The organism is Clostridium hominis (assembly GCF_014287825.1).
Lineage (GTDB): Bacteria > Bacillota > Clostridia > Clostridiales > Clostridiaceae > Clostridium > Clostridium hominis.
Window position 1 is genome coordinate 292,015 of sequence record NZ_JACOOO010000001.1, and the last position, 18,816, is coordinate 310,830.

At 29.6% G+C, this 18,816-nt stretch carries 36 protein-coding genes; 34 read left to right on the top strand and 2 right to left on the bottom strand.

Annotated features, from left to right (window positions below):
• Nucleotides 1–59: 59 nt before the first annotated feature.
• Nucleotides 60–1,451: a GIY-YIG nuclease family protein gene (locus H8S20_RS20305; RefSeq protein ID WP_243177460.1), complete on the bottom strand. Its 1,392-nt coding sequence runs from the start codon at nucleotides 1,449–1,451 to the stop codon at nucleotides 60–62.
• A 69-nt stretch (nucleotides 1,452–1,520) separates the two neighbouring features.
• Nucleotides 1,521–1,955: a helix-turn-helix domain-containing protein gene (locus H8S20_RS01480; protein ID WP_186859106.1), complete on the bottom strand. Its 435-nt coding sequence runs from the start codon at nucleotides 1,953–1,955 to the stop codon at nucleotides 1,521–1,523.
• Between the two features lie 160 nt (nucleotides 1,956–2,115).
• Here H8S20_RS01480 and H8S20_RS01485 point away from each other — a divergent pair, with 160 nt between their 5' ends.
• The 34 genes from H8S20_RS01485 to H8S20_RS01650 all read left to right on the top strand — a co-directional run bounded on the left by H8S20_RS01485 (nucleotide 2,116) and on the right by H8S20_RS01650 (nucleotide 18,792).
• On the top strand, nucleotides 2,116–2,319 hold the full coding sequence (locus tag H8S20_RS01485; protein WP_186859107.1) for a helix-turn-helix domain-containing protein: 204 nt from the start codon (nucleotides 2,116–2,118) through the stop codon (nucleotides 2,317–2,319).
• Nucleotides 2,320–2,392: 73 nt separating this feature from the next.
• Complete coding sequence (locus H8S20_RS01490) at nucleotides 2,393–2,656, top strand: hypothetical protein (protein WP_186859108.1); 264 nt, start codon at nucleotides 2,393–2,395, stop codon at nucleotides 2,654–2,656.
• A 45-nt stretch (nucleotides 2,657–2,701) separates the two neighbouring features.
• Nucleotides 2,702–2,884, top strand: a complete 183-nt coding sequence (locus H8S20_RS01495; RefSeq protein ID WP_186859109.1) for a hypothetical protein — start codon at nucleotides 2,702–2,704, stop codon at nucleotides 2,882–2,884.
• Nucleotides 2,869–3,045 (top strand): hypothetical protein, encoded by a 177-nt coding sequence (locus tag H8S20_RS01500; protein ID WP_186859110.1) that lies wholly within the window; start codon nucleotides 2,869–2,871, stop codon nucleotides 3,043–3,045. The genes H8S20_RS01495 and H8S20_RS01500 overlap by 16 nt, the downstream gene beginning before the upstream one ends.
• A 74-nt stretch (nucleotides 3,046–3,119) precedes the next feature.
• On the top strand, nucleotides 3,120–3,278 hold the full coding sequence (locus tag H8S20_RS01505) for a hypothetical protein (protein WP_186859111.1): 159 nt from the start codon (nucleotides 3,120–3,122) through the stop codon (nucleotides 3,276–3,278).
• Nucleotides 3,250–4,890, top strand: coding sequence for an AAA family ATPase (locus tag H8S20_RS01510; protein ID WP_186859112.1), 1,641 nt, complete (start codon nucleotides 3,250–3,252; stop codon nucleotides 4,888–4,890). Before H8S20_RS01505 ends, H8S20_RS01510 begins: the two co-directional genes overlap by 29 nt.
• 9 nt (nucleotides 4,891–4,899) lie before the next feature.
• Entirely contained in the window at nucleotides 4,900–5,976 is a 1,077-nt protein-coding gene (locus tag H8S20_RS01515; RefSeq protein ID WP_186859113.1) for a YqaJ viral recombinase family nuclease, read from the top strand.
• A 13-nt stretch (nucleotides 5,977–5,989) separates the two neighbouring features.
• The gene (locus H8S20_RS01520) at nucleotides 5,990–6,877 is read left to right on the top strand and encodes a recombinase RecT (protein ID WP_186859114.1); all 888 of its coding nucleotides are present in this window, start codon (nucleotides 5,990–5,992) and stop codon (nucleotides 6,875–6,877) included.
• Between the two features lie 40 nt (nucleotides 6,878–6,917).
• Nucleotides 6,918–7,826, top strand: a complete 909-nt coding sequence (locus tag H8S20_RS01525) for a DnaD domain-containing protein (RefSeq protein WP_186859115.1) — start codon at nucleotides 6,918–6,920, stop codon at nucleotides 7,824–7,826.
• Nucleotides 7,789–8,535, top strand: coding sequence for an ATP-binding protein (locus tag H8S20_RS01530; RefSeq protein ID WP_186859116.1), 747 nt, complete (start codon nucleotides 7,789–7,791; stop codon nucleotides 8,533–8,535). The genes H8S20_RS01525 and H8S20_RS01530 overlap by 38 nt, the downstream gene beginning before the upstream one ends.
• Before the next feature lie 33 nt (nucleotides 8,536–8,568).
• A complete protein-coding gene (locus H8S20_RS01535; protein ID WP_186859117.1) occupies nucleotides 8,569–8,880 on the top strand; it encodes a hypothetical protein in 312 nt (103 codons plus the stop codon).
• Nucleotides 8,881–8,904: 24 nt separating this feature from the next.
• A complete protein-coding gene (locus tag H8S20_RS01540) occupies nucleotides 8,905–9,204 on the top strand; it encodes a Spo0E family sporulation regulatory protein-aspartic acid phosphatase (RefSeq protein ID WP_186859118.1) in 300 nt (99 codons plus the stop codon).
• Nucleotides 9,201–9,506 carry a pyrophosphohydrolase domain-containing protein gene (locus H8S20_RS01545; protein WP_186859119.1) on the top strand — a complete coding sequence of 102 codons (306 nt, stop codon included), beginning with the start codon at nucleotides 9,201–9,203 and terminating at the stop codon, nucleotides 9,504–9,506. Before H8S20_RS01540 ends, H8S20_RS01545 begins: the two co-directional genes overlap by 4 nt.
• A 16-nt stretch (nucleotides 9,507–9,522) precedes the next feature.
• Entirely contained in the window at nucleotides 9,523–9,708 is a 186-nt protein-coding gene (locus H8S20_RS01550; protein WP_186859120.1) for a hypothetical protein, read from the top strand.
• A gap of 190 nt (nucleotides 9,709–9,898) precedes the next feature.
• Complete coding sequence (locus H8S20_RS01555; RefSeq protein WP_186859121.1) at nucleotides 9,899–10,705, top strand: hypothetical protein; 807 nt, start codon at nucleotides 9,899–9,901, stop codon at nucleotides 10,703–10,705.
• A gap of 38 nt (nucleotides 10,706–10,743) precedes the next feature.
• Nucleotides 10,744–10,989 (top strand): AbrB/MazE/SpoVT family DNA-binding domain-containing protein, encoded by a 246-nt coding sequence (locus H8S20_RS01560; protein WP_186859122.1) that lies wholly within the window; start codon nucleotides 10,744–10,746, stop codon nucleotides 10,987–10,989.
• A gap of 79 nt (nucleotides 10,990–11,068) precedes the next feature.
• On the top strand, nucleotides 11,069–11,806 hold the full coding sequence (locus H8S20_RS01565; protein WP_186859123.1) for an ORF6C domain-containing protein: 738 nt from the start codon (nucleotides 11,069–11,071) through the stop codon (nucleotides 11,804–11,806).
• 11 nt (nucleotides 11,807–11,817) lie between these two features.
• Entirely contained in the window at nucleotides 11,818–12,051 is a 234-nt protein-coding gene (locus H8S20_RS01570; RefSeq protein WP_186859124.1) for a hypothetical protein, read from the top strand.
• Nucleotides 12,052–12,053: 2 nt separating this feature from the next.
• On the top strand, nucleotides 12,054–12,644 hold the full coding sequence (locus H8S20_RS01575; RefSeq protein ID WP_186859125.1) for an HNH endonuclease signature motif containing protein: 591 nt from the start codon (nucleotides 12,054–12,056) through the stop codon (nucleotides 12,642–12,644).
• Between the two features lie 17 nt (nucleotides 12,645–12,661).
• Nucleotides 12,662–13,090: a RusA family crossover junction endodeoxyribonuclease gene (locus tag H8S20_RS01580; protein ID WP_186859126.1), complete on the top strand. Its 429-nt coding sequence runs from the start codon at nucleotides 12,662–12,664 to the stop codon at nucleotides 13,088–13,090.
• Complete coding sequence (locus H8S20_RS01585; protein ID WP_186859127.1) at nucleotides 13,080–13,325, top strand: hypothetical protein; 246 nt, start codon at nucleotides 13,080–13,082, stop codon at nucleotides 13,323–13,325. Before H8S20_RS01580 ends, H8S20_RS01585 begins: the two co-directional genes overlap by 11 nt.
• A 32-nt stretch (nucleotides 13,326–13,357) precedes the next feature.
• Complete coding sequence (locus tag H8S20_RS01590; protein ID WP_186859128.1) at nucleotides 13,358–13,708, top strand: hypothetical protein; 351 nt, start codon at nucleotides 13,358–13,360, stop codon at nucleotides 13,706–13,708.
• A 21-nt stretch (nucleotides 13,709–13,729) separates the two neighbouring features.
• The gene (locus tag H8S20_RS01595) at nucleotides 13,730–14,158 is read left to right on the top strand and encodes a hypothetical protein (protein WP_186859129.1); all 429 of its coding nucleotides are present in this window, start codon (nucleotides 13,730–13,732) and stop codon (nucleotides 14,156–14,158) included.
• 137 nt (nucleotides 14,159–14,295) lie between these two features.
• Nucleotides 14,296–14,814: a ClbS/DfsB family four-helix bundle protein gene (locus H8S20_RS01600; RefSeq protein WP_186838243.1), complete on the top strand. Its 519-nt coding sequence runs from the start codon at nucleotides 14,296–14,298 to the stop codon at nucleotides 14,812–14,814.
• A 140-nt stretch (nucleotides 14,815–14,954) separates the two neighbouring features.
• Entirely contained in the window at nucleotides 14,955–15,101 is a 147-nt protein-coding gene (locus H8S20_RS01605; RefSeq protein WP_186859130.1) for a hypothetical protein, read from the top strand.
• 30 nt (nucleotides 15,102–15,131) lie between these two features.
• Nucleotides 15,132–15,350, top strand: a complete 219-nt coding sequence (locus H8S20_RS01610; RefSeq protein ID WP_186859131.1) for a hypothetical protein — start codon at nucleotides 15,132–15,134, stop codon at nucleotides 15,348–15,350.
• A 70-nt stretch (nucleotides 15,351–15,420) separates the two neighbouring features.
• Nucleotides 15,421–15,702, top strand: coding sequence for a hypothetical protein (locus H8S20_RS01615; protein ID WP_186859132.1), 282 nt, complete (start codon nucleotides 15,421–15,423; stop codon nucleotides 15,700–15,702).
• Nucleotides 15,692–15,874, top strand: a complete 183-nt coding sequence (locus tag H8S20_RS01620) for a hypothetical protein (RefSeq protein ID WP_186859133.1) — start codon at nucleotides 15,692–15,694, stop codon at nucleotides 15,872–15,874. The genes H8S20_RS01615 and H8S20_RS01620 overlap by 11 nt, the downstream gene beginning before the upstream one ends.
• 13 nt (nucleotides 15,875–15,887) lie before the next feature.
• On the top strand, nucleotides 15,888–16,400 hold the full coding sequence (locus tag H8S20_RS01625) for a coiled-coil domain-containing protein (protein ID WP_186859134.1): 513 nt from the start codon (nucleotides 15,888–15,890) through the stop codon (nucleotides 16,398–16,400).
• 24 nt (nucleotides 16,401–16,424) lie between these two features.
• On the top strand, nucleotides 16,425–16,655 hold the full coding sequence (locus tag H8S20_RS01630; RefSeq protein WP_186859135.1) for a hypothetical protein: 231 nt from the start codon (nucleotides 16,425–16,427) through the stop codon (nucleotides 16,653–16,655).
• On the top strand, nucleotides 16,655–16,804 hold the full coding sequence (locus H8S20_RS01635) for a hypothetical protein (protein WP_186859136.1): 150 nt from the start codon (nucleotides 16,655–16,657) through the stop codon (nucleotides 16,802–16,804). The genes H8S20_RS01630 and H8S20_RS01635 overlap by 1 nt, the downstream gene beginning before the upstream one ends.
• A 20-nt stretch (nucleotides 16,805–16,824) precedes the next feature.
• The gene (locus H8S20_RS01640; RefSeq protein WP_186859137.1) at nucleotides 16,825–17,256 is read left to right on the top strand and encodes a single-stranded DNA-binding protein; all 432 of its coding nucleotides are present in this window, start codon (nucleotides 16,825–16,827) and stop codon (nucleotides 17,254–17,256) included.
• A gap of 131 nt (nucleotides 17,257–17,387) precedes the next feature.
• Complete coding sequence (locus tag H8S20_RS01645; RefSeq protein ID WP_186859138.1) at nucleotides 17,388–18,425, top strand: hypothetical protein; 1,038 nt, start codon at nucleotides 17,388–17,390, stop codon at nucleotides 18,423–18,425.
• Between the two features lie 151 nt (nucleotides 18,426–18,576).
• Nucleotides 18,577–18,792 (top strand): FmdB family zinc ribbon protein, encoded by a 216-nt coding sequence (locus tag H8S20_RS01650; RefSeq protein ID WP_186859139.1) that lies wholly within the window; start codon nucleotides 18,577–18,579, stop codon nucleotides 18,790–18,792.
• Nucleotides 18,793–18,816 lie beyond the last annotated feature (24 nt).

Genomic DNA, 18,816 nt, shown 5'->3' on the forward strand with positions numbered 1-18,816 from the left:
TTTTTAATAATTTTATCTTTAGTGTTTTATATTAACATCACATAAAGTAATGATGTTATCTAGCAGTTACATAATTCATCACTATAATCATCTATATTTTCATCGTTATAATTATAATCATCAGTATAAAGCTCATCTGTTGACTGAGATTGTCTAAATTCATCAGCAATCATAGTTTTTGTGAATTCAGCAGTTGGATCAATAGAAGTAACTAGTTCTTCTAATTCGTCAATTTGAAGCTTAAAGAATTCTTTTCTTAAATTAACTTTATTTAATCGATTTTTGCTAAGTAATTCATGGAGTTTTTTCTCAAGATCCACGGCATTATCTGAGAATATAAAGCTATGAACATCAAATTTGAATGGAACACTAGCACTGCCTAGTTCATCTATTCTTTCTTGAGGATTAAGTCTTCTAGTCATACCTATTTTAAATATATCATCACCAAATGACCCTAAGTTACTAATTATATAAACGTTTCCGGCCTTTCCGTTTTGAAGCTTTACGATTTCTTCCTTTTTAATATTTACATCAGCCAGTTGGGTTTGTAATTCAATAATACGAGCTTTGAGTTTTTCATTTTCTTCGGAATTATTTTCGGGAAGCAATTGAGATTGAAGTTTTTCAATTTCGTTTTTATATTTTTCTTCTTCTTTTTCAATTTTCTTTTGTTGTTGTTGAAGCAATTTACGTTCCTCAGCTTCCTCTTTCATTTGTTGTTTAATAGCAAGTTGCTCTTGTTTAGCTTGTTCCTTTTTAACATAATAGTTATATTCTATTTTTATAGCATTAATGAATAAATACTCTACTTCTCCAATGAATTTAGTAAGAGTTCCAGCAATACTTTGATTACCTTCTCCAGCTATTTTCAAGTACTTTTCTGTAATTTTCTTAATATCATCAATAGACTTGTCCAATTTTTCGTATTTTAAATTATATAGTATGTTTTGCAATTCAGCTTTTAAAGCAATAACCATTAAATTATAGATAGCTTTATTAGCTTTAGTTGTATATCTAGAAGAATATTTAGAGAGTATATTGTCTATTTGTTTGGCATTTGATTTATATTCTTTTCTTAATGATTTAACATCCATGCAGTGTAATTTTAGTTCTACTGTAGGAGATATAGAATCAATTTCATCTAAAATACTTTTATGAATTTTTAATGATTCGTAAGGAATATCAGAATCAAAAAAGTTATTTAATGAATAATCGACACTTTTATATAATTCTCTAATTCTTGAAAGCTTTTTAGATTGGGTAGTTATTGTATTTTCTTGTTTAGATATACTTATATTAAGTTGTTCATTTTTAGTGTTTAAGAGTAAATTATCATCTCTAAGTTTAGAAAGTTTTTCATTTTCTTGTTTTATCATTTCCTGTATTTCATCGTATTGAGTTATTCCTAGTGAATCGATTTTATCTTGTAACGACTTAAGATCATTCTTCAATTTATTATTTTCGGATTTAATCTTAGATACTTTAAAAATATCAAATAAACTCATAAATTCTCACCCACTTTATTTTTTATATTTTTTTGGAGTATATTTCATTTTGTTGTATACTCTTACATCAGATAAGAATCTTTCATAAGCCATCCTAAGAAATTCTTTATCATCATCATCAGCAGGGGTACCACAAAATTCAATTACATCAGCATTATCTATATTTTCAATCATGTGTAAGGCTTCTTTTTCTATATCCAATTTTTCTTTTTTACTTAGAGAATTATTGCTAATTGGAGGCATTTGCTCATCCGTTCTACACAATAAATAATCTATTGATACCTCGAAAAAATCAGCTAATTTTTGTAGAATTTCATTTTCAGGCATCTGACTATTGTTCTCATATCTTGAAATTGAACTTTTATTTAAATAGAAAATATCTGCTAATTGTTTTTGTGTCAACTTTTTTGAATTTCTTAATTCTTTTAATCTTTCACCAAAGGTTATCATATACTCACCTCCATAAAATAATTATAAGCCAAGTTGCGTTAAAATAAATAAAAGTTGCATTACAAGAAACTTTTTTTATAAAACCTATTGACAAGTTGCGTTAAAAGAAATATTATATAAACATAAAGTTGCACTAGACGAAACTGAAAGGGGGGATTAGATGAAATCGAATCTTTTGAAAGCTGAAAGAATTAAAATTGGAATAACTCAAAAAAATATAAGTGAATATCTAAATATAGATGTTTCAACATACTCTAAAAAAGAAAATGGATTAATTGAATTTAAAGCTTCCGAGATAAGACTATTGAAAAAAGTTTTAGATTTAACGCCACAGAAAATAAGCGAAATTTTTTTTGAAAATTAAGTTGCGTTAAAAACAACTCAAATGTAGTTTGTCCTTAAAATAGGAAAATATCAATAAAAGAGGAGAGTAATAAATGGATGATTTAGAGATAAGGAGTCTTATTTATAACATTATGGATAAAGCTCTTGTAAAGAACGCTCAAAGTAAAGCAGACATATTTGTAAGTTTAAAACCTAATTTAAAGCTATTGACTGTTGAAGTCTATAACGATGGATGGAGAAATTGGAAAGATACAGATTACTATAGAGAGATTCGTATTTCTCCAAGTAGTGTGGAAGCAAGAGAGACTGTAATTAATAGTCTAGTAGATGTTTGTGAAGCAATTGATTCTATTTAATTCTTAGGGGAATGTAGGGGCATCGAATATTTGGAGGAATGACAAATGATTATAAGATGTCCAGAATGCAATAAATTACTTTTCAAAATTAAACTAAATGGATATTTAAGGTATGAAATTAAATGTCCTAAATGCAACAAGGTAGTAGTAACATCACTAGAAAGAAATGAATATAATATAAAAAATTATAGAAGGAGATTTGGTGGCCGGCCATGGAAAAGAGAGTAACTATGGTTGATGGTATTAAAGTAACTATAAATGGTGAAATAAGTGAGTATAATAAAAAACTTTACAATGAACGTTTAGCAATGATCCTATTTGACGAACTAGGTTCGGATGCATGTGAAGAGTTATTAAATCTATTAAAAAAAGAAGATGAAAAGAAATGATACAAAAGCTAAATGGCTTAATTGCCTTAACAGAAGATAGTTAACATATTAAAGAAAGTGTTAAGGAGGATAATATGGGGATTAATTTATGGGGAATATGTTTTTTCTTTGGCGGTATGATTTTAGCTAGTGTACCAGCATTAATAATTTATACCGTTGAAATAAATAGAATAATAAAAAAGATAAGGAAAAGAGGTAGAAAAAATGTCAAAAATATCATTCTTAAAGGTTAATGGTTTCTTAGGAATAGATGAACTAGAACTAGAACCAGGCAAAGTAAATATATTTAAAGGACCTATGGGTTCAGGAAAAACATCAGTAATAGAAGCTATAGAAAAGACTTTTACGAATAAGAGTAGAAGAGCAGAAGTTATAAAACATGGTGAAGAAGAAGCTACATTATTTGTAGAGTTAGATGACAAATTAGAGATTGATAGAAGGCTTAGAAATGAAAAAGGTGATTATCTGAAAGTTAGAAAGGCTGATGAAGGGGTTCCTAGTACAGAAAAATTCTTAAGAACTTTAGTAAATGGAAACATATTTAGACCTTTAGATTGGGTTAATTTAAGTGTTAAGGAACAAACAAAGTCATTACTTTCAATGTTAGAAATAGCATGGAGTGAAGAAGACATCGTAAATTGGTTTGGCGACCTAGTGGACGATATCGACTACACTCAACATATTTTACTCATTCTTAAGAGTATAGAACAAAAATACTACAAAACACGTGAAGAAGTCAATAGAGAAGTTAAGGAGCTAAATGCACGTATTAATGCGTTATATGAAGAATTACCTGCAGAATATGATGGAGAGGAATGGAGAAACGTTAAAATCCAAGAATATTATGCAAAAGTAAGTGAGGCTCAAGAAGTTAATAGATTGATAGAGATGGCTAAATCCATTCAAGAACAATTTGATACTAAGATTGAAGCTATTAAAGCTAAAGGGGAAAAGCAGAAAGCCAATATAACTTTAACTTACAAAGGACATAGAGAGGATATAAATGACATTATAGCTTTGTCTAATAACAAAATTGATAGAGCAAATAACTTTATAGATAACTCAAATATAACTTTAGAAAATGAGTTAAGCAAGTTAGATAATCAACTTGAATCAGAGTATCAAGAGTTATTGCAAAAATATGCAGTGCTTAAAGATGAAAAGAAAAGACAAATGTTAGCAGCAGTAGATGAGCAAAAAGATATTATAGCAATAAATAATAATAAAATTGCAACCAAGGAGCAAGAGTTAAGAGGACTAGATGAAAGGGAAGAGGCAGAAAAACTTTCTGTTGATGAGAAAGTAACTAATGAAATTGAAAAAGAAGAAATCAGAATAGGTAAAGCTGCTAATTATTTAAAAGAAAATACACCTATTGATATAACACCATTGCAAACAGAAGCAGATCATGTAGCTGAGATGGTAGGTTACTTAAGAGATTGGGATAGAATTATCGACATTAGAGATGGAATATTAGCTTCAAAACAACTTTATTCCAACGAGTTAACAGCAAAGATAGACATGGCAAGAAATTTACCAGGTGAACTTCTAAAAACAGCTAAGATGCCAATAGAGGGTATTACTGTGGATACAGATGGAAGAGTAAGAATCAATGAGACATTAATAGAAGGACTTAGTTCAGGTGAAAAATTATCGTTAGCAATGAGAGTAGCTAAAGCACAAGCTGGAGAACTAAAAGTAATTTGTTTAGATGGATTTGAGGCAATAGATAAAGTATCTCAAGCAAAGCTTTTAGCAGAAATGACTAGTGATGAATATCAATACTTTGTTACTGAAGTTATGAATACTAAAAGCAATAGTGTAGAAGTTGAAAAGATAGGATAGGTGATAGTTATGGAATTAATTTTATCAGGTGAAAGTAAGGTTAAGTTTATAGAAAATAGAGATTTATTTAAAAATGCAAAAGTAATTTTTGATGCTAGGGAAGATAGTGAAGAAAGAACTAAATGGTTATCAATAAGATGTAATTCTATAGGTGGAAGCGAAATAGGAGCAATAGCTGGATTTAGTAATTATGGTACTGCATTAACAGTATTTAACGAGAAGCTAGGATTAGTAGAAAAGTTTAAAGGAAATATTCATACACAGTTTGGAACACGTATGGAGCCATTAATTAGAGAATGGGTTCAAGATGATTTTAAAAAAGAAACAGATATTGAACTTAAGACATATGAATATCCATTCACTATGGCAGATAAAGAATTAGACTTTTTATCAGCTAATATTGATGGAATAGGAATTTTAGAATCAGATTATGTGTATTGGGAGAATAGAGATACAGGAGAAATTAAGTTTATACCAAAAGGAGAAATGTTTGGATTAGAAATTAAGACCGGATCTGAGTTCTTGAAAAAGATGTGGCAAGGTGAGGAGATACCTGATACGTATTATACTCAGGTTCAGCACTATATGGGAATTACAGGGTTAAATTACTTTCTAATAATTTATATGTTAGGGAAAGAAATCAAATGGAAAGTAGTTCCTAGAAATGAAGAGGATATTAAAGCTCTTAGAGAGATAGGCAAAGATTTTTGGAATAATCATATTTTAACAAAAATTCCACCAGCTCCTTCAGGAATTAAGAAAGAAACAGATGAGATTTTAGAGCAACAAGCTTTATCTGATGAAGAGGAAATTAACATAAATAACGATTTGTTAAGCAGATATAACTTCTTAGTAGATAAAATAAAGACTCTTGAAAAGGAGAAGGAACAGGTAAAGCAAGAGATATTCCTAAGGATGGAGAATAGCAAGAAAGCTACAGATGGATATTTTAAAGTCAGCAGATATGTAGTAGCTAGAGAAACAATAGATAACAAGTTATTAAAAGAAAAATACCCACAAACGTATGAAGCAGTACTTAAAGGAACTACTGAATATGTAAATATGAAAATAAGTAAGTGTAAATAAGGAGGAATGTATTATGGCAAATGTAAATGGAGGATTAGTAGCAAACAAGGGAACTCATACTCCTACAGCTCAAATTACACCACAAAAGAAGATGGCTAGTGCATTAGAAAAGATGTTACCAGAGATTAAAAAAGCGGTTGGGAAAGCAATGACACCTGAGAGATTTAGCAGAATAGCATTAAGTTTATTTAATGGGAATCCTGTATTCTGGGAAGCTGATACAACAAGTTTTTTAAGTGCATTAATGCAAAGTGCTCAGTGTGGATTAGAACCTAATACAGTGCTTGGTGAAGCATATGTAATACCTTATAAAAACAATCAAAAAGGCATAGTAGAAATTAACTTCCAAGTAGGGTACAAAGGTATTCTGAAAATGGCATTCAATACTGGAGAATATGAGGCTATATATGCACATGAAGTTAGAAAAGGTGATGAATTTAGCTATGAGTATGGTCTTCATAAAAATTTAATTCATAAACCTGCTGATGTACCTAGTACAAAGATAACTCATTATTATGCAGTTTATAAATTGAAGAATGGTGGATTTGATTTTGTAGTATGGTCCAGGGAACGAGTAGAACAACATGCAAAAGATTTTTCTAAGAATTATACCTACAATGGTCAAGTTAATAAAAATTCAGTTTGGGCAAAGAACTTTGATAGCATGGCCAAGAAAACAGTATTAATTGATGTTCTTAAGTTTGCTCCTAAGTCAGTTGAGATGGCAAAAGCATTAGATTTAGATTATAAGTCAGAGGCTAAAGAGGAGAAGGTAAGCAACTTCAATTATGTAGATGTAGATGCAGCTCCAATTACAACAGAGGAACCTATAGTAGATACAACATATGTAGTTGACGAAGGGCCAACACAAGGAAGTTTTGATGATACACCATTTAATTAAAAGCTAGGGCTTATGCCCTGGCAAAATAGGAGGAATAAATATGCCATTTAGATTAGTTTACACTGAATTTTGGCAAGATCCTAAAGTGATGGAAGAAATGACACCTGAAGATAAATACTTTTACTTATATTTACTTACTAATCCATGTACAAACATGATAGGAATATACAGAATAGTAAAAAAGCAGATGGCATTCGATTTAGGATATAGTATTGAATCAATAAATAGCTTAATGGATAGATTTATAAATTATCACAAGCTAATAAAATACAACAATGAAAGTAAAGAGTTATGCATTATACACTATGGCAAGTACAACTTAAATAGAGGAGGCAAGCCAATGCTTGACTGCATAAAGAAAGATTTATCAAATGTTAGGGATGTAAGTTTTATAAGTGATATGGTTGTACATGTTAAAAACCCATCAATAAAGACCTTTATATGTGATTACTTGTCCAATATTTATAACGATACGTCAGACGATACGTATACGAATAGTGAACGACAAGGGGACAAAACCATAAACCATAAACCTAAAACCATAAACCAAATCCATAATCCAACAACTACTACTATAAATAGTAGTAGTGAAAAAAGTAGTAGTTGTGGTAGTAAAGGAAACTTAGAAATATTTAAACATTTTGAGAAATGTGGATTTATTGTAACAGCAATGCTTATGGATCAGATAGCAGCAGATATAGAAGTTTTTTCAGGACAATGGTTAATGGATGCAGCTACTGAAGCTATGAATAGAGGAAAGATAAATAACTATAAATACGTTTTAGGAATTCTACAAAATTGGCAGACAAAAGGAAGGAATGATAGTAATGCCACTGGAGGAAATTCTACAAAGGATAATAGCTCGAACAAAGACTCAGAATATGACTTTGAAAAATTCAGAAGACCATCAGATGAACATATCGAAGACGTTGGAGAAATCGACTTCTAGTTATAAGTGCAACAAATGTAAAGATACAACATGGATAATAACTATTAATGGGGCCAGAAGATGCGAATGTTATGAAATGGACTATATAAAAAGACTTTGGGAAAATTACGGTATAAAAGCAGAAGAGGTTAAGAAATTGAACGATTATAAACCATTCGACTCCTTAACCACTAACTTAAAACATAAAGCTAGTAATTATATTATCCAGTTTGAAGAAAAATATGCAAATAGTGATGAAAATAGTTTTGGAATATTAGGACAATCAGGAGCAGGGAAAAGTCATGTGAGTATATCAATAGGAGCAGCACTTTTAAATAAAAACCATAAAGTTGTATATATGCCATACCTTGAAGCAATGAGGGAACTTAAAGCTAATAGTATGGATGATGAATACTATAACAAGTTAATTAACCGCTATAAAAGAACAGAGGTGCTTGTGATAGATGATTTATTTAAGGATAAGGTTAAGAGTGGAAGATTAACAGGAGAGCTCACAGAGGCAGATATGAAGCATATATACCCTATATTAAATTTTAGGTATGCAAATAAATTAGCAACAATATTCTCAACAGAATGCACTTTAAATCAGTTATTAGATTTAGATGAAGCTCTTGGTGGTAGAGTATTACAAATGTGTGGAGACAATATAACTGAAATAGTAGGAAGAGAGTATAACTATAGGATTAGAAATATTAAGAAAGCTCAGTAAGTGCAAATATTGTGAGGTAGCTGGAGGGTAAAAATGATTGTAAAAGAAGAAAGATATTATTGTGACTATTGTAAAAAAGAAATGAGTTTTGATGAATATCATAAAAGAGCAAAGCTAACTTTAGTTTTACAGTTAGCTAATCCAGAGTATGGAAGAGATTCTGATAAAGGTGTTGTAGATATGGAAATATGCCCCAAATGTTGTGACGAGATAGGTATTAAAAACACAGAGGAACATCATAAGTTTGTATATTCGCAAAGTAGAATAAAGAATATGCTAGATTATTGTAAAGATAAAGTTATAAATTTATTTAAGCATAAAATTATGATGGATAATAACCAATAATTCAAAAAAATAGGGGGATGAAAAATGAATAAAGATAAGCTTTATGAAGCAATAAATAGAAATGGATTAAACCATAAAGAAACTATAGCAGCAAGTGAAGAAATTAATCAAGAAGTGATAAAAGAGATGCTTAAGGATCCAAAGACAGAAAATATATATCTTAAGCAAGTAATCAAAGCTAAAGATTCAGCTATAGAAAAACTTAACAGAAGAATACAAGAGTTAACTGAATTAGCTCAAATGAGATATGAGACAGGAGAGTCAGCTAATGATTCAATAAAACTTGTTGTTAGAATAGCGACTAGCGAGGGAACTTTAGTATGAAACTTAAGTTAATGATACTAGATAAAAATATAATTACTGGAGAAAGCAATCAGAATGACTCGTGGGAAAGAGTTAGCAATAAACTTGAAGAAGAATATAAAGAATTACAAGAAGCTATTACAGAGGGCGATAGACATCATATAAGCGAAGAAGCTTTTGATGTAGCACAGGTATTAGTAAGGATATTCGTTCTGTTAGGAAAAGAAAAATATGATTTATTACAGCTAAACAGAAGACATAATAAAAAACTAGTAAACAGAGGATGGAAAGAGTCAAAGTTTATAAATATTTTTATTAAATAAAAAGGGAGAGGTTTTTATGTCAAGAGTAAATGAGGTTAAAGAATTAGCTGAAGGATTAGTAGAGATTCAAGTAGATTTTATAGAAAAGGATAATGGACAGAAAGCGGGATTAATGTTTTACAGATATGAGGATCTAGGTAAATGGTATGCAGATAATTATGATTCAGTTGAAGTCTTAGAAGTGATTCAATCTGAGGAATAGTTAAATATCTGATTTTTAGAATGAAAGGAACAAAAATATATGAATAGGAAAGGAGAAAAGCATAACTGAATCCTGGTAGACCAGGTTGCTTTATAAGTGTTTATTAACGTTAAAGTGTAAAGTTAAGCGGATGCTCTACAAAGAGTGCTTATTAATTTCCACTACAAGAATTTTGTATGTAGTGGTAGTTATGAAATACGTTGTATGTTACAGTGGAGGACATTCTAGCGCATTAGTAGCAATAGAAACAGTAAGAAAATATGGCAAGGAGGATGTAATACTCTTAAACCATAATATAAGCCCAGAAGTTGAACATGAAGATATTAAAAGATTTAAAAATGAAATTGCAAAATATTTAGGTTTAGAAATAACCTACGCAAATATGGAAGGATGGGAACATAAGACACCTTTAAGAGTTTGTAAAGAGCTTGGAGGTTTTAAATTTGGAATGTCTCCAGTTTTATGTACCTATAATCTAAAGACAAAGCCTTTTGAGAAATACTTAAAAGAAAATTGGGAAGGCAAAAAAGAAGAAATAACAATCCTTTATGGATTTGATAAAAATGAAAAAGCTAGAATACAAAGAAGGTCAAGCATATTAGGACAACAAGGTTATAAGACGGATTATCCGTTAGCTTTTTGGGATAGAACAATAGAAGCTACAGAGGAAATAGGAATTAAAAGACCATTAGTATATGAATTGCATAGACATGCTAATTGTATAGGTTGTTTAAAGGCTGGTATGCAATCATGGTATTTAGTATATTGCTTATATCCTAGTCTATGGAGAGAAGCAGTTGAAACAGAAAATGAGATAGGGTACAGCATATTAAAAGATAAATTCTTAGAAGAGTTAGAGCCAAAGTTTGCTCAAATGAAATGTCAAGGATTTATACCAAGTGAAAAGGTAAGCCCACAAAAGTTTTGGGCAAAAGTAGAAAAGGAATTGCAATTAATAGGGCAAATTTCATGGTTGCCATGTGATTGTAGCTTTTAAAGTTAATAAACAATTAAAAATGAGGGGGAAGATTAATAATGAAAGCAACAGGAGTTGTTAGAAAATTAGATGATTTAGGAAGAATAGTATTACCAATAGAATTAAGAAGGACATTAGATATTAAAGAGAAGGATGCAGTAGAGATATTTGTAGAAGGTGATTTGATTTTGTTAAAGAAATATCAACCTGCTTGTATATTCTGTGGAGACTTTAAAGGAATTAAAAATTTTAGAGGTAAGAATATTTGTCATAAGTGCTTATCAGAAATTAAATGGTCTAAATAAATACTAAAAGATAATGCTGATGTTGGATATTGTTCTAACTTAGCGTTATCAAATGATAATCAATTAAGAGGTGAAGAGGATGAATGAATTAATAAAAATTACAGAAAAAGATGGCAGACAATTAGTAAGCGCAAGAGAATTACATGAGTTTTTAAAAATACAACAAGATTTTAGTGATTGGATCAAGAAACAATTAAGCAACATAGAAGCTGTTAAAGGATTAGACTTTACCCTTTTAAAAGGGAAAACTACTGATTTAGGAGGAAGGCCATCAGTAGAGTATATTCTTACTTTGGATGCAGCTAAAGAAATAAATATGATAGCTGGAATAGCTCCAAGGGCTAATGAAGAAACTAAAAGGTTAAGTAAAGAAGCAAGAAAATATTTTATAGCTTGTGAAAAGAAATTAAAAGAGATTAAAGAATTAAGTCCCATGGAACTAATGGAATTACAGTTTAAAGTATTAAAGGAACAGAAAGAAAAAATAGTACAAGTCGAAAATAAAGTAGACAAGCTTGAAGAGGACATGCCTTTATTCCAAATTGATTGCAAAGAAATACAGGCATTAGTAAGAAAGAAAGGAACAGAAGTTTTAGGTGGATATAGAAGTATTGCTTATAATGACAATTCCTTGAGAGGAAAGGTTTATAGTGATATCCAACATCAAATAAAAAGAGAATTTGGGGTTACTAGATATGAAGCCATAAAGAGAAGTCAATTAGAAAAAGCTAAAGAGATAGTTAATAGATATAGAGTCCCATTAGTATTAGAAGATGAAATTATATTACTAAATAATCAAATACAGTTAATAAATTAGGAGGGTAGAATATGAAAAATACATTAGGAGATTTAAATAATCATTTATTTGAGCAGCTTGAAAGATTAAATGATGATGACTTAAAAGGCGAGAATTTACAGGTTGAAATGGAAAGAGCTAAAGCAATGACTTCTATAGCACAGCAAATAATAAGTAATGGTAATTTAGCTTTACAAGCAGAAAAATTTAAAGCTGAAAATTTAGGAAGAAGCAAAGTTGAAATTCCTAAGATGTTAGAGGGTTAATTATGGCACATAAATATACTTCAGAACAAAGGGACTTTATTAAAAAGAACTATAAAGGTATTTCGAGTTTAGAGTTATCCATAAAGTTTAATGAGGAATTTGGAACTAATTTAACTAAGGATCAATTAAGGTGGTATAAGAAAAATCATAAGTTGCCTAATGGATTAGATGCAAAATTTAAAAAGGGGAATAAACCTTATAATAAGGGAACTAAGGGAATAGCTAAACCTAATAAGACATCTTTTAAAAAAGGGAATATACCACCTAATCATAGACCGATAGGCAGTGAAAGAATAAATATAGATGGATACACAGAGGTTAAAGTAGGTGAACCAAATAAGTGGAAATTTAAACATAGGATAATTTGGGAAGAAAAATTCGGAGCGATACCAAGAGGACATGCAGTAATGTTTGCGGATAGAAATAAACAGAACTTTGAAATAGATAATTTAATATTAGTAAGCACTAGACAATTACAGGTCATGAATAATAAAAAACTAATACAAGATGATGCAGATTTAACAAAGACAGGATTAGTAATAGCTGATGTTTTAATCAAAATATCTGATAAGAAAAAAGAAATGAAAAGATAGTTAGGAGGAAAGTTTATATGGATAAGTATAGAGCTTGTTTTATTATTCCTGGAGAACCAAAGGCAAAACAAAGACCGAGATTTAATACAAAGACGGGTAGAACTTATACCCCGAATCAAACAATAAGTTATGAGAATTTAATAAAGATGCAGTATCAAAGCCTTGTAGGAGAAAAGTATACAGAGAATCAAGTTGAAGCGATTATAACTTGTTACTATGGAATACCAAAGAGTATAAGCAAAGCTAAGAAGGAAAAGGCGTTACATGGGATATTAAGACCAACTAAGAAACCGGATCTTGATAATATAGCCAAATCTGTTTTAGATAGTTTAAATGGATTAGCTTACAAAGATGATAGTCAAATAGTAAGTTTGAAAATTGAAAAGTTTTATGCGGAAAAGCCATTGGTTAAAGTAGAATTATATGAGGTGGAATATGGAATTTAAGAAGTATAGAGGTATGAAAGTTAAAGTTTCAACCATAGATTCAAAAGGTAATATAGCAAGTATTAAATATGGAAAGATTGTAATGACTACATTAAATCTAATAGTTGTACAGTTTGAACACTACAAGGAAACATTCAGTAGGGAAATTATAATTGCCGATAGAGGAATAAAGATAGAGATAAGAGACGGAGGATCATGGATAGAGCTTAGAAAACATATGGCCATTTATGGATAATAAATAAGTTCAAATGAAATGGAGGAATAGAAGTGGTTATAGCTAAGGAATTAACATTATTAGAGAATTCTAAAACTACACTGGATATGTTAACATCTGAACTCAAAAAAAGAGGTTATATATTAGCAGCGGCAGAGAGAGAGTATAGAAAAGCATTGGCATTAAAAGAAGCTTCTCTTAAGAGTAGGGGGAACAATTATCCAGCTAATATGGCTATTGATATAGCAAAAGGAACACCAGAGATTGCAGACTTAAGATATAAACGAGATATAGCAGAAATAGAGTATGAAGTATGTAAGGACAAGCTAAGAAATGAGAGAGCACAAATAGAAGCATTAAGAAGTATCATGGCATGGAATAGGGCTAATTATTTGAATAGTTAGATAAAAAGGAAGGTGTGAGATGTGAATTGTAATGAATGTAAGTGGTTAAAAATTAATGATTATAAGTTTGATGATGGAACTCAGACAATAGAGTGTTTAAAGTATGGCAAATTTTTAGAATTTACAGATAAGCAAGGGAAAATGCCAGATGGAAGCAAATTCAAGCAAGTAATAGAATGTATTGGAGATTCTAAGGTTAATTTAAAAGAAAAAAGAGCTGAAGTTATAGGTAGAAAAAAGGATATTCCTCAAAGTGGGGTTAAAGGTATTAGTTGGTATAAACCAAGAAAAGCATGGAGAGTTGTTATATGGTTTCCTACGTTCAAGATAAAAAAACATGTTGCGATAGAAGAAAATTTAGAAAAAGCTAAAGAAATATATAAAGAAGCTATTAATAATATCGACAAGTATGAGCAAGAAGAAAAGATGAGATTAAAGGTTTATGAATAATTTGAAAATATTGCGAACTAATTAAGAAAATTTGTTCTTTGAAAATTGAATAGTACGGTATTTGAAGCCATATGCAAATAATGGTATGATTAAATTATATTGTAAATGGTGAATTGGAAGTGAAAAGGAGATATTAAATGAGAGTATACAAAAATAAAGAAGAATTAAAAGGTGAAATTAAGAAAACGTATGAAAAATATATTTTAGAATTTGATAGCATTCCTGAAGATTTTAAGGATAAAAGATATGAAGAAGTGGGCAGAACTCCTGCCGAAAATCTTGCCTATCAAGTGGGGTGGACAACTTTAATTTTAAAGTGGGAAAATGATGAAAGATCAGGATTAGAAGTCAAAACACCAACTGAAATGTTTAAATGGAACCAGTTAGGTGAATTGTATCAATGGTTTACAGATACATATGCTCATTTATCTTTAAGGGAATTAAAAAATATGCTCGATAAAAATATTGATGATATTTACAAAATGATAGATGTTATGACTGAGGATGAATTATTTAAGCCTCATAAAAGGAAGTGGGCTGATGAGGCTACCAAAACAGCGATATGGGAAGTATATAAATTTATTCATGTAAATACAGTTGCACCATTTGGGACTTTTAGGACTAAGATAAGAAAGTGGAAGAAATTAGCATTATAAATCTGGATTTATACAGTAGATAAAATAAACATAAAATTAATAATATTAAATTAGTCAAAATATCGTATTATTTTAAATAAATATACGATATTTTTTTATGCGCAATTCAAAAATATTGGAAGGAAAGGAATGAAACTTAAATGTATGTAATAGTTTTTGAAGCATGGAATGGGAAAAGATGTGAGGTAGTCTTTGGTGAAGAAAAAGCCAAAGAAAGATATTGGGAGTTAGATGAATTATATTCCGAAGTACATTTGTTAAAAGTTGAAAATGAGATACCAATGTAATTCATAATTCATTAACATGATGAGGTAACTATGTATATAGATGAATTAGTTTTAGAGCTTAAAGAAAAAGGAATAACAGTTGATGTTACGGAGAAAGAAAAACTAAAGGATCTAAGATTAAGGAAACTAAGGATAGAGAAAGACAAAAATGAGAGAGCTAAACCGGAGGAAACGAAGCTAATTAATAGTATAAAGGAACTTAAAAGTAAAATTAGGAAAATAGATAAAAAGTTAAAGAACAAAAGATGAAGTTTACATAATATTTTGTTATGTAGTATAAAATTTAAAAAATAGGGCATTTTTGATGGAGGAGAAATTTATGGTCAATAAAACATTAGAAAATCAAGGTGTTACTAAAGAATGTGCAGAATATTGCGCAAGAAGTATTATTCAATATATGAATGGGAATACTAAGAAGTTTGAAGAGTATGCAGCTAAAGCAATGGTAATAAATAAAGAAATAGAGGACAAGTTGTCTTGGACAAGCTGCTATTACAAAATGAATGGAAAGAGAATAAAGGCTAAATTAAACATGTTAACACAAGAGATACGAGATTTGGAGGGAAATATCTTAAAAGAAGGTGTTAGAAATGATAATTAGTATTTTGATATTGGTGGCTATAAGTTGTTTAGTAATTATTGTTGGGGTATATGCTTCAGTAATAATTGCATCCAAGATTGATAAAAAGTATATGACAAGCTATGAAGAGTGTAATGGGAACTGTGAAGCTTGCAGAGATAAAGAACAATGTATGAATAGGCCATATAACTAAGGGAGAGATGTTTATGAATAATGAATACTTTAAGAAGATAGAAAAAATGTTATACAGATATTATGAAACAGAGAAAGATATTAAGGTCCTAAATAAAGAGAAGGATCTATTATCGAATCAATATGAACTATTAGAAAATAAGCTTAAAAATACTCAGTATAGTTTGCAGGAGCAAAGCAGCAGCATCGGATTTGAAGAAAGGGTGCAAAGTAGTTCAGATGGTACAAGTTATGCAGAACGTGAATTAATTAATCAAATAACGAGTGATGAAAAAGAACAAAATCGTATAAGGAAACGATTATATAAGATAGACAGAAAGATAAGAGAGATTGAAAGGAATAATATAAAGCTCAAGATTAACATAACAATGCTTAATAGCGAGTATCAAAAATTCTTGGAATTGAAATATAAAGATAAAATGCCTATGGAGAAGCTTTATATAGAAATTAATAGGAGTAGAAAAAGTGCATTTAATCTTAGGAGAGAGATAATTGATGAAGTTGGAAGATGGTTGAATTTCTTTTAAATATTAAAAAGGGGAGTTGAGAGTATGAAATGTGATCATGAAAGAGTAACAACAAGTATAAATTCAGAATTTGCAATGTGTTCGGATTGTGGAGCTATAATTAATGGACCTAATGAGGATTTAAAAGAAGTAGTAAATAAACTGCAGCTAAAAAATAAGGAACTTTATGATTGGATTAGGGATATAGAGAATAGAAATGATAAATTGACTAGTGAAAATGCGCTTCTTAGAAAGTGTTTAAAGGAAGTATTGTAATGATAAAAAAAGGTATAAGAGGCCAATTAACGGATGGGACCAGATATAACATAAGAGAAGGGGAGTTAATAATTAATAATAGAATTTGGTTCAAAGGAACTAAGGAAGAGATAGAAAGATATATAGAAAAATTAAATAAACAAAGTTAGAAGAAAGAAGGTAGATTAATTTGAATAAGGTAATTCTTATAGGAAGATTAACCAAAGATCTAGAGTTGAAATATACGCCAGGTACAGGAGTTGCAGTTACAACAATAACTTTAGCAGTTGATAATTATAACAGCAAATCTGGCGAAAGAACAGCGGATTTTATACCAGTAGTATTATGGGGGAAGCAAGCTGAAAATACAGCACAGTATACGGTCAAGGGAAGTCAAGTAGCAATAAGCGGAAGATTATCAGTTAGGACATATGATGCAAAAGATGGTACAAAGAGATATGTTACAGAAGTAGTAGCCGATATGTTCAATGGAATTCAGTTCCTTTCTAAAAGTAATAATAACAATGGAAAAAGTGGAAATACAGAAAATAATAATGTATTTGGCGGAGTAGATTTTTATGAAGATGTAACACCTATGGATGATGGAGATATGCCATTTTAATTGAATAAAAACAGTATAAAAGAATAAATATAATAAGTCTTTTTAAATTAATAACATATATAGTTACCAGATCTAAAATTTATTCGTATATAATTATATGTAGCATAATTTAAGAAGAAAGGATTGATATTATGTCATTAACAGGTTTACTAAATAATAAAGATGTAAATGAGTTTTTTAAAAAAATAAAACCAAATAAGAATGAGTTTTATACTTTATCAGGAAAAACACCTTTTTCTAATGAATATGAAGAACAATTTCCATATGGATTAGATATTTCGTATGATTCAACTTTAATAGGAACAGCATTTGATTATTTAGCTAGATTTGAAATAGCAAGGAGTATTAAAAATAATAAAGCTGATTCTTATAAAATGTTATACTATGGGATTCCTAAGAGTGGATTAAATAAAGTAGGAATAGTTATTAATGATAGGAAATTTATTGAAAGGCTAGAAGAATACTTAAATGATACATTAGAAACTATAAAGAAATATGTTAATAATGAAATTGATAATTATGAGATACTGTTAAATAAAGTCCTGTTTTTAGCAAGACTTGAACATTGTTATAGAATAGGGTGGATAGGGACCTATAAACAGCTAAAAGATAATGAATTGATTAATAATGAAATAGGGGATATGAGTTTAGATCAGCTAGAGAAACTTATAAACTGGTTTACAGATTTTAAGCCAAATTTAACAAAAGAATTGAAAAATATGTTAATTTCACTAAGAGAATGTTTTATAAAAACTGTAGTAAATGAGAATAGTTTGGTTATATTTAATCCTACGTTTGGGAAAGCATCTGAGTTAGTTAATGGAGCTGATGCAGATATATATATTGATGGAACACTATATGATTTTAAAACAACTAAAAAATATGGATATGTAGGGAAAGATGTATATCAGATTGTAGGTTATTACTTATTAAAAAATATTGATGATAAATATACATTTTATTATGATGAAAGGTGTAAATTATCGTCATCTTTATTCAATAAGGATATAGACAGGATAGCCTTTTACAAGGTTAGATTTGGGGAAATTGAATATTTAAAAACATCATATTTAAGAAAGTTTAACAAAAGAAAGGTTTTAGAAGAATTTGAAAGCGTATTAAAAAATATAAATCCTAACTTTGATTCAATAGTAAATAGGTTGATGTAATTAATTACACTTTTTTTACACTAATATTACACCATTTTAGAAAAATAATATAATAATATAGTATTATGAGAAAGTGCTTAGAGTATAGCAATCCCTCCAGATTGTTAATATACTAAGCACTTTTATTTTGTGTGAATTGAGGTGAGGATGAGTGAAAGAGTATATAGGGTATTTGTGTATAAGATGCAAAAAGGAGTTTGTATTACTAAATGAAGAGGTACAAGCATCTGTATCTAAAGATAAATATATAGCTTGTCCTTATTGCAGCGGTAAAAAAGTTAAGAAGATAAAAGAAACAGATAGCATAAGAGAATGTATGAGTTCCAGGAGCTATAAGAGAGTAAATGGAGCAATACATCAGAAATAGATTATATAGCATCTATCAAATATG

Coding starts and splice junctions, on each gene's coding strand:
- H8S20_RS01540 (WP_186859118.1), top strand. CDS start 8,905: ATGAATAAAGATAAGCTTTATGAAGCAATAAATAGAAATGGATTAAAC.
- H8S20_RS01615 (WP_186859132.1), top strand. CDS start 15,421: ATGGTCAATAAAACATTAGAAAATCAAGGTGTTACTAAAGAATGTGCA.
- H8S20_RS01630 (WP_186859135.1), top strand. CDS start 16,425: ATGAAATGTGATCATGAAAGAGTAACAACAAGTATAAATTCAGAATTT.
- H8S20_RS01605 (WP_186859130.1), top strand. CDS start 14,955: ATGTATGTAATAGTTTTTGAAGCATGGAATGGGAAAAGATGTGAGGTA.
- H8S20_RS01490 (WP_186859108.1), top strand. CDS start 2,393: ATGGATGATTTAGAGATAAGGAGTCTTATTTATAACATTATGGATAAA.
- H8S20_RS01575 (WP_186859125.1), top strand. CDS start 12,054: ATGGCACATAAATATACTTCAGAACAAAGGGACTTTATTAAAAAGAAC.
- H8S20_RS01520 (WP_186859114.1), top strand. CDS start 5,990: ATGGCAAATGTAAATGGAGGATTAGTAGCAAACAAGGGAACTCATACT.
- H8S20_RS01555 (WP_186859121.1), top strand. CDS start 9,899: ATGAAATACGTTGTATGTTACAGTGGAGGACATTCTAGCGCATTAGTA.
- H8S20_RS01625 (WP_186859134.1), top strand. CDS start 15,888: ATGAATAATGAATACTTTAAGAAGATAGAAAAAATGTTATACAGATAT.
- H8S20_RS01600 (WP_186838243.1), top strand. CDS start 14,296: ATGAGAGTATACAAAAATAAAGAAGAATTAAAAGGTGAAATTAAGAAA.
- H8S20_RS01535 (WP_186859117.1), top strand. CDS start 8,569: ATGATTGTAAAAGAAGAAAGATATTATTGTGACTATTGTAAAAAAGAA.
- H8S20_RS01610 (WP_186859131.1), top strand. CDS start 15,132: ATGTATATAGATGAATTAGTTTTAGAGCTTAAAGAAAAAGGAATAACA.
- H8S20_RS01550 (WP_186859120.1), top strand. CDS start 9,523: ATGTCAAGAGTAAATGAGGTTAAAGAATTAGCTGAAGGATTAGTAGAG.
- H8S20_RS01570 (WP_186859124.1), top strand. CDS start 11,818: ATGAAAAATACATTAGGAGATTTAAATAATCATTTATTTGAGCAGCTT.
- H8S20_RS01480 (WP_186859106.1), bottom strand. CDS start 1,955: ATGATAACCTTTGGTGAAAGATTAAAAGAATTAAGAAATTCAAAAAAG.
- H8S20_RS01545 (WP_186859119.1), top strand. CDS start 9,201: ATGAAACTTAAGTTAATGATACTAGATAAAAATATAATTACTGGAGAA.
- H8S20_RS01500 (WP_186859110.1), top strand. CDS start 2,869: ATGGAAAAGAGAGTAACTATGGTTGATGGTATTAAAGTAACTATAAAT.
- H8S20_RS01525 (WP_186859115.1), top strand. CDS start 6,918: ATGCCATTTAGATTAGTTTACACTGAATTTTGGCAAGATCCTAAAGTG.
- H8S20_RS01565 (WP_186859123.1), top strand. CDS start 11,069: ATGAATGAATTAATAAAAATTACAGAAAAAGATGGCAGACAATTAGTA.
- H8S20_RS01620 (WP_186859133.1), top strand. CDS start 15,692: ATGATAATTAGTATTTTGATATTGGTGGCTATAAGTTGTTTAGTAATT.
- H8S20_RS01580 (WP_186859126.1), top strand. CDS start 12,662: ATGGATAAGTATAGAGCTTGTTTTATTATTCCTGGAGAACCAAAGGCA.
- H8S20_RS01560 (WP_186859122.1), top strand. CDS start 10,744: ATGAAAGCAACAGGAGTTGTTAGAAAATTAGATGATTTAGGAAGAATA.
- H8S20_RS01485 (WP_186859107.1), top strand. CDS start 2,116: ATGAAATCGAATCTTTTGAAAGCTGAAAGAATTAAAATTGGAATAACT.
- H8S20_RS01645 (WP_186859138.1), top strand. CDS start 17,388: ATGTCATTAACAGGTTTACTAAATAATAAAGATGTAAATGAGTTTTTT.
- H8S20_RS01495 (WP_186859109.1), top strand. CDS start 2,702: ATGATTATAAGATGTCCAGAATGCAATAAATTACTTTTCAAAATTAAA.
- H8S20_RS01510 (WP_186859112.1), top strand. CDS start 3,250: ATGTCAAAAATATCATTCTTAAAGGTTAATGGTTTCTTAGGAATAGAT.
- H8S20_RS01635 (WP_186859136.1), top strand. CDS start 16,655: ATGATAAAAAAAGGTATAAGAGGCCAATTAACGGATGGGACCAGATAT.
- H8S20_RS01515 (WP_186859113.1), top strand. CDS start 4,900: ATGGAATTAATTTTATCAGGTGAAAGTAAGGTTAAGTTTATAGAAAAT.
- H8S20_RS01585 (WP_186859127.1), top strand. CDS start 13,080: ATGGAATTTAAGAAGTATAGAGGTATGAAAGTTAAAGTTTCAACCATA.
- H8S20_RS01505 (WP_186859111.1), top strand. CDS start 3,120: ATGGGGATTAATTTATGGGGAATATGTTTTTTCTTTGGCGGTATGATT.
- H8S20_RS01530 (WP_186859116.1), top strand. CDS start 7,789: ATGAACATATCGAAGACGTTGGAGAAATCGACTTCTAGTTATAAGTGC.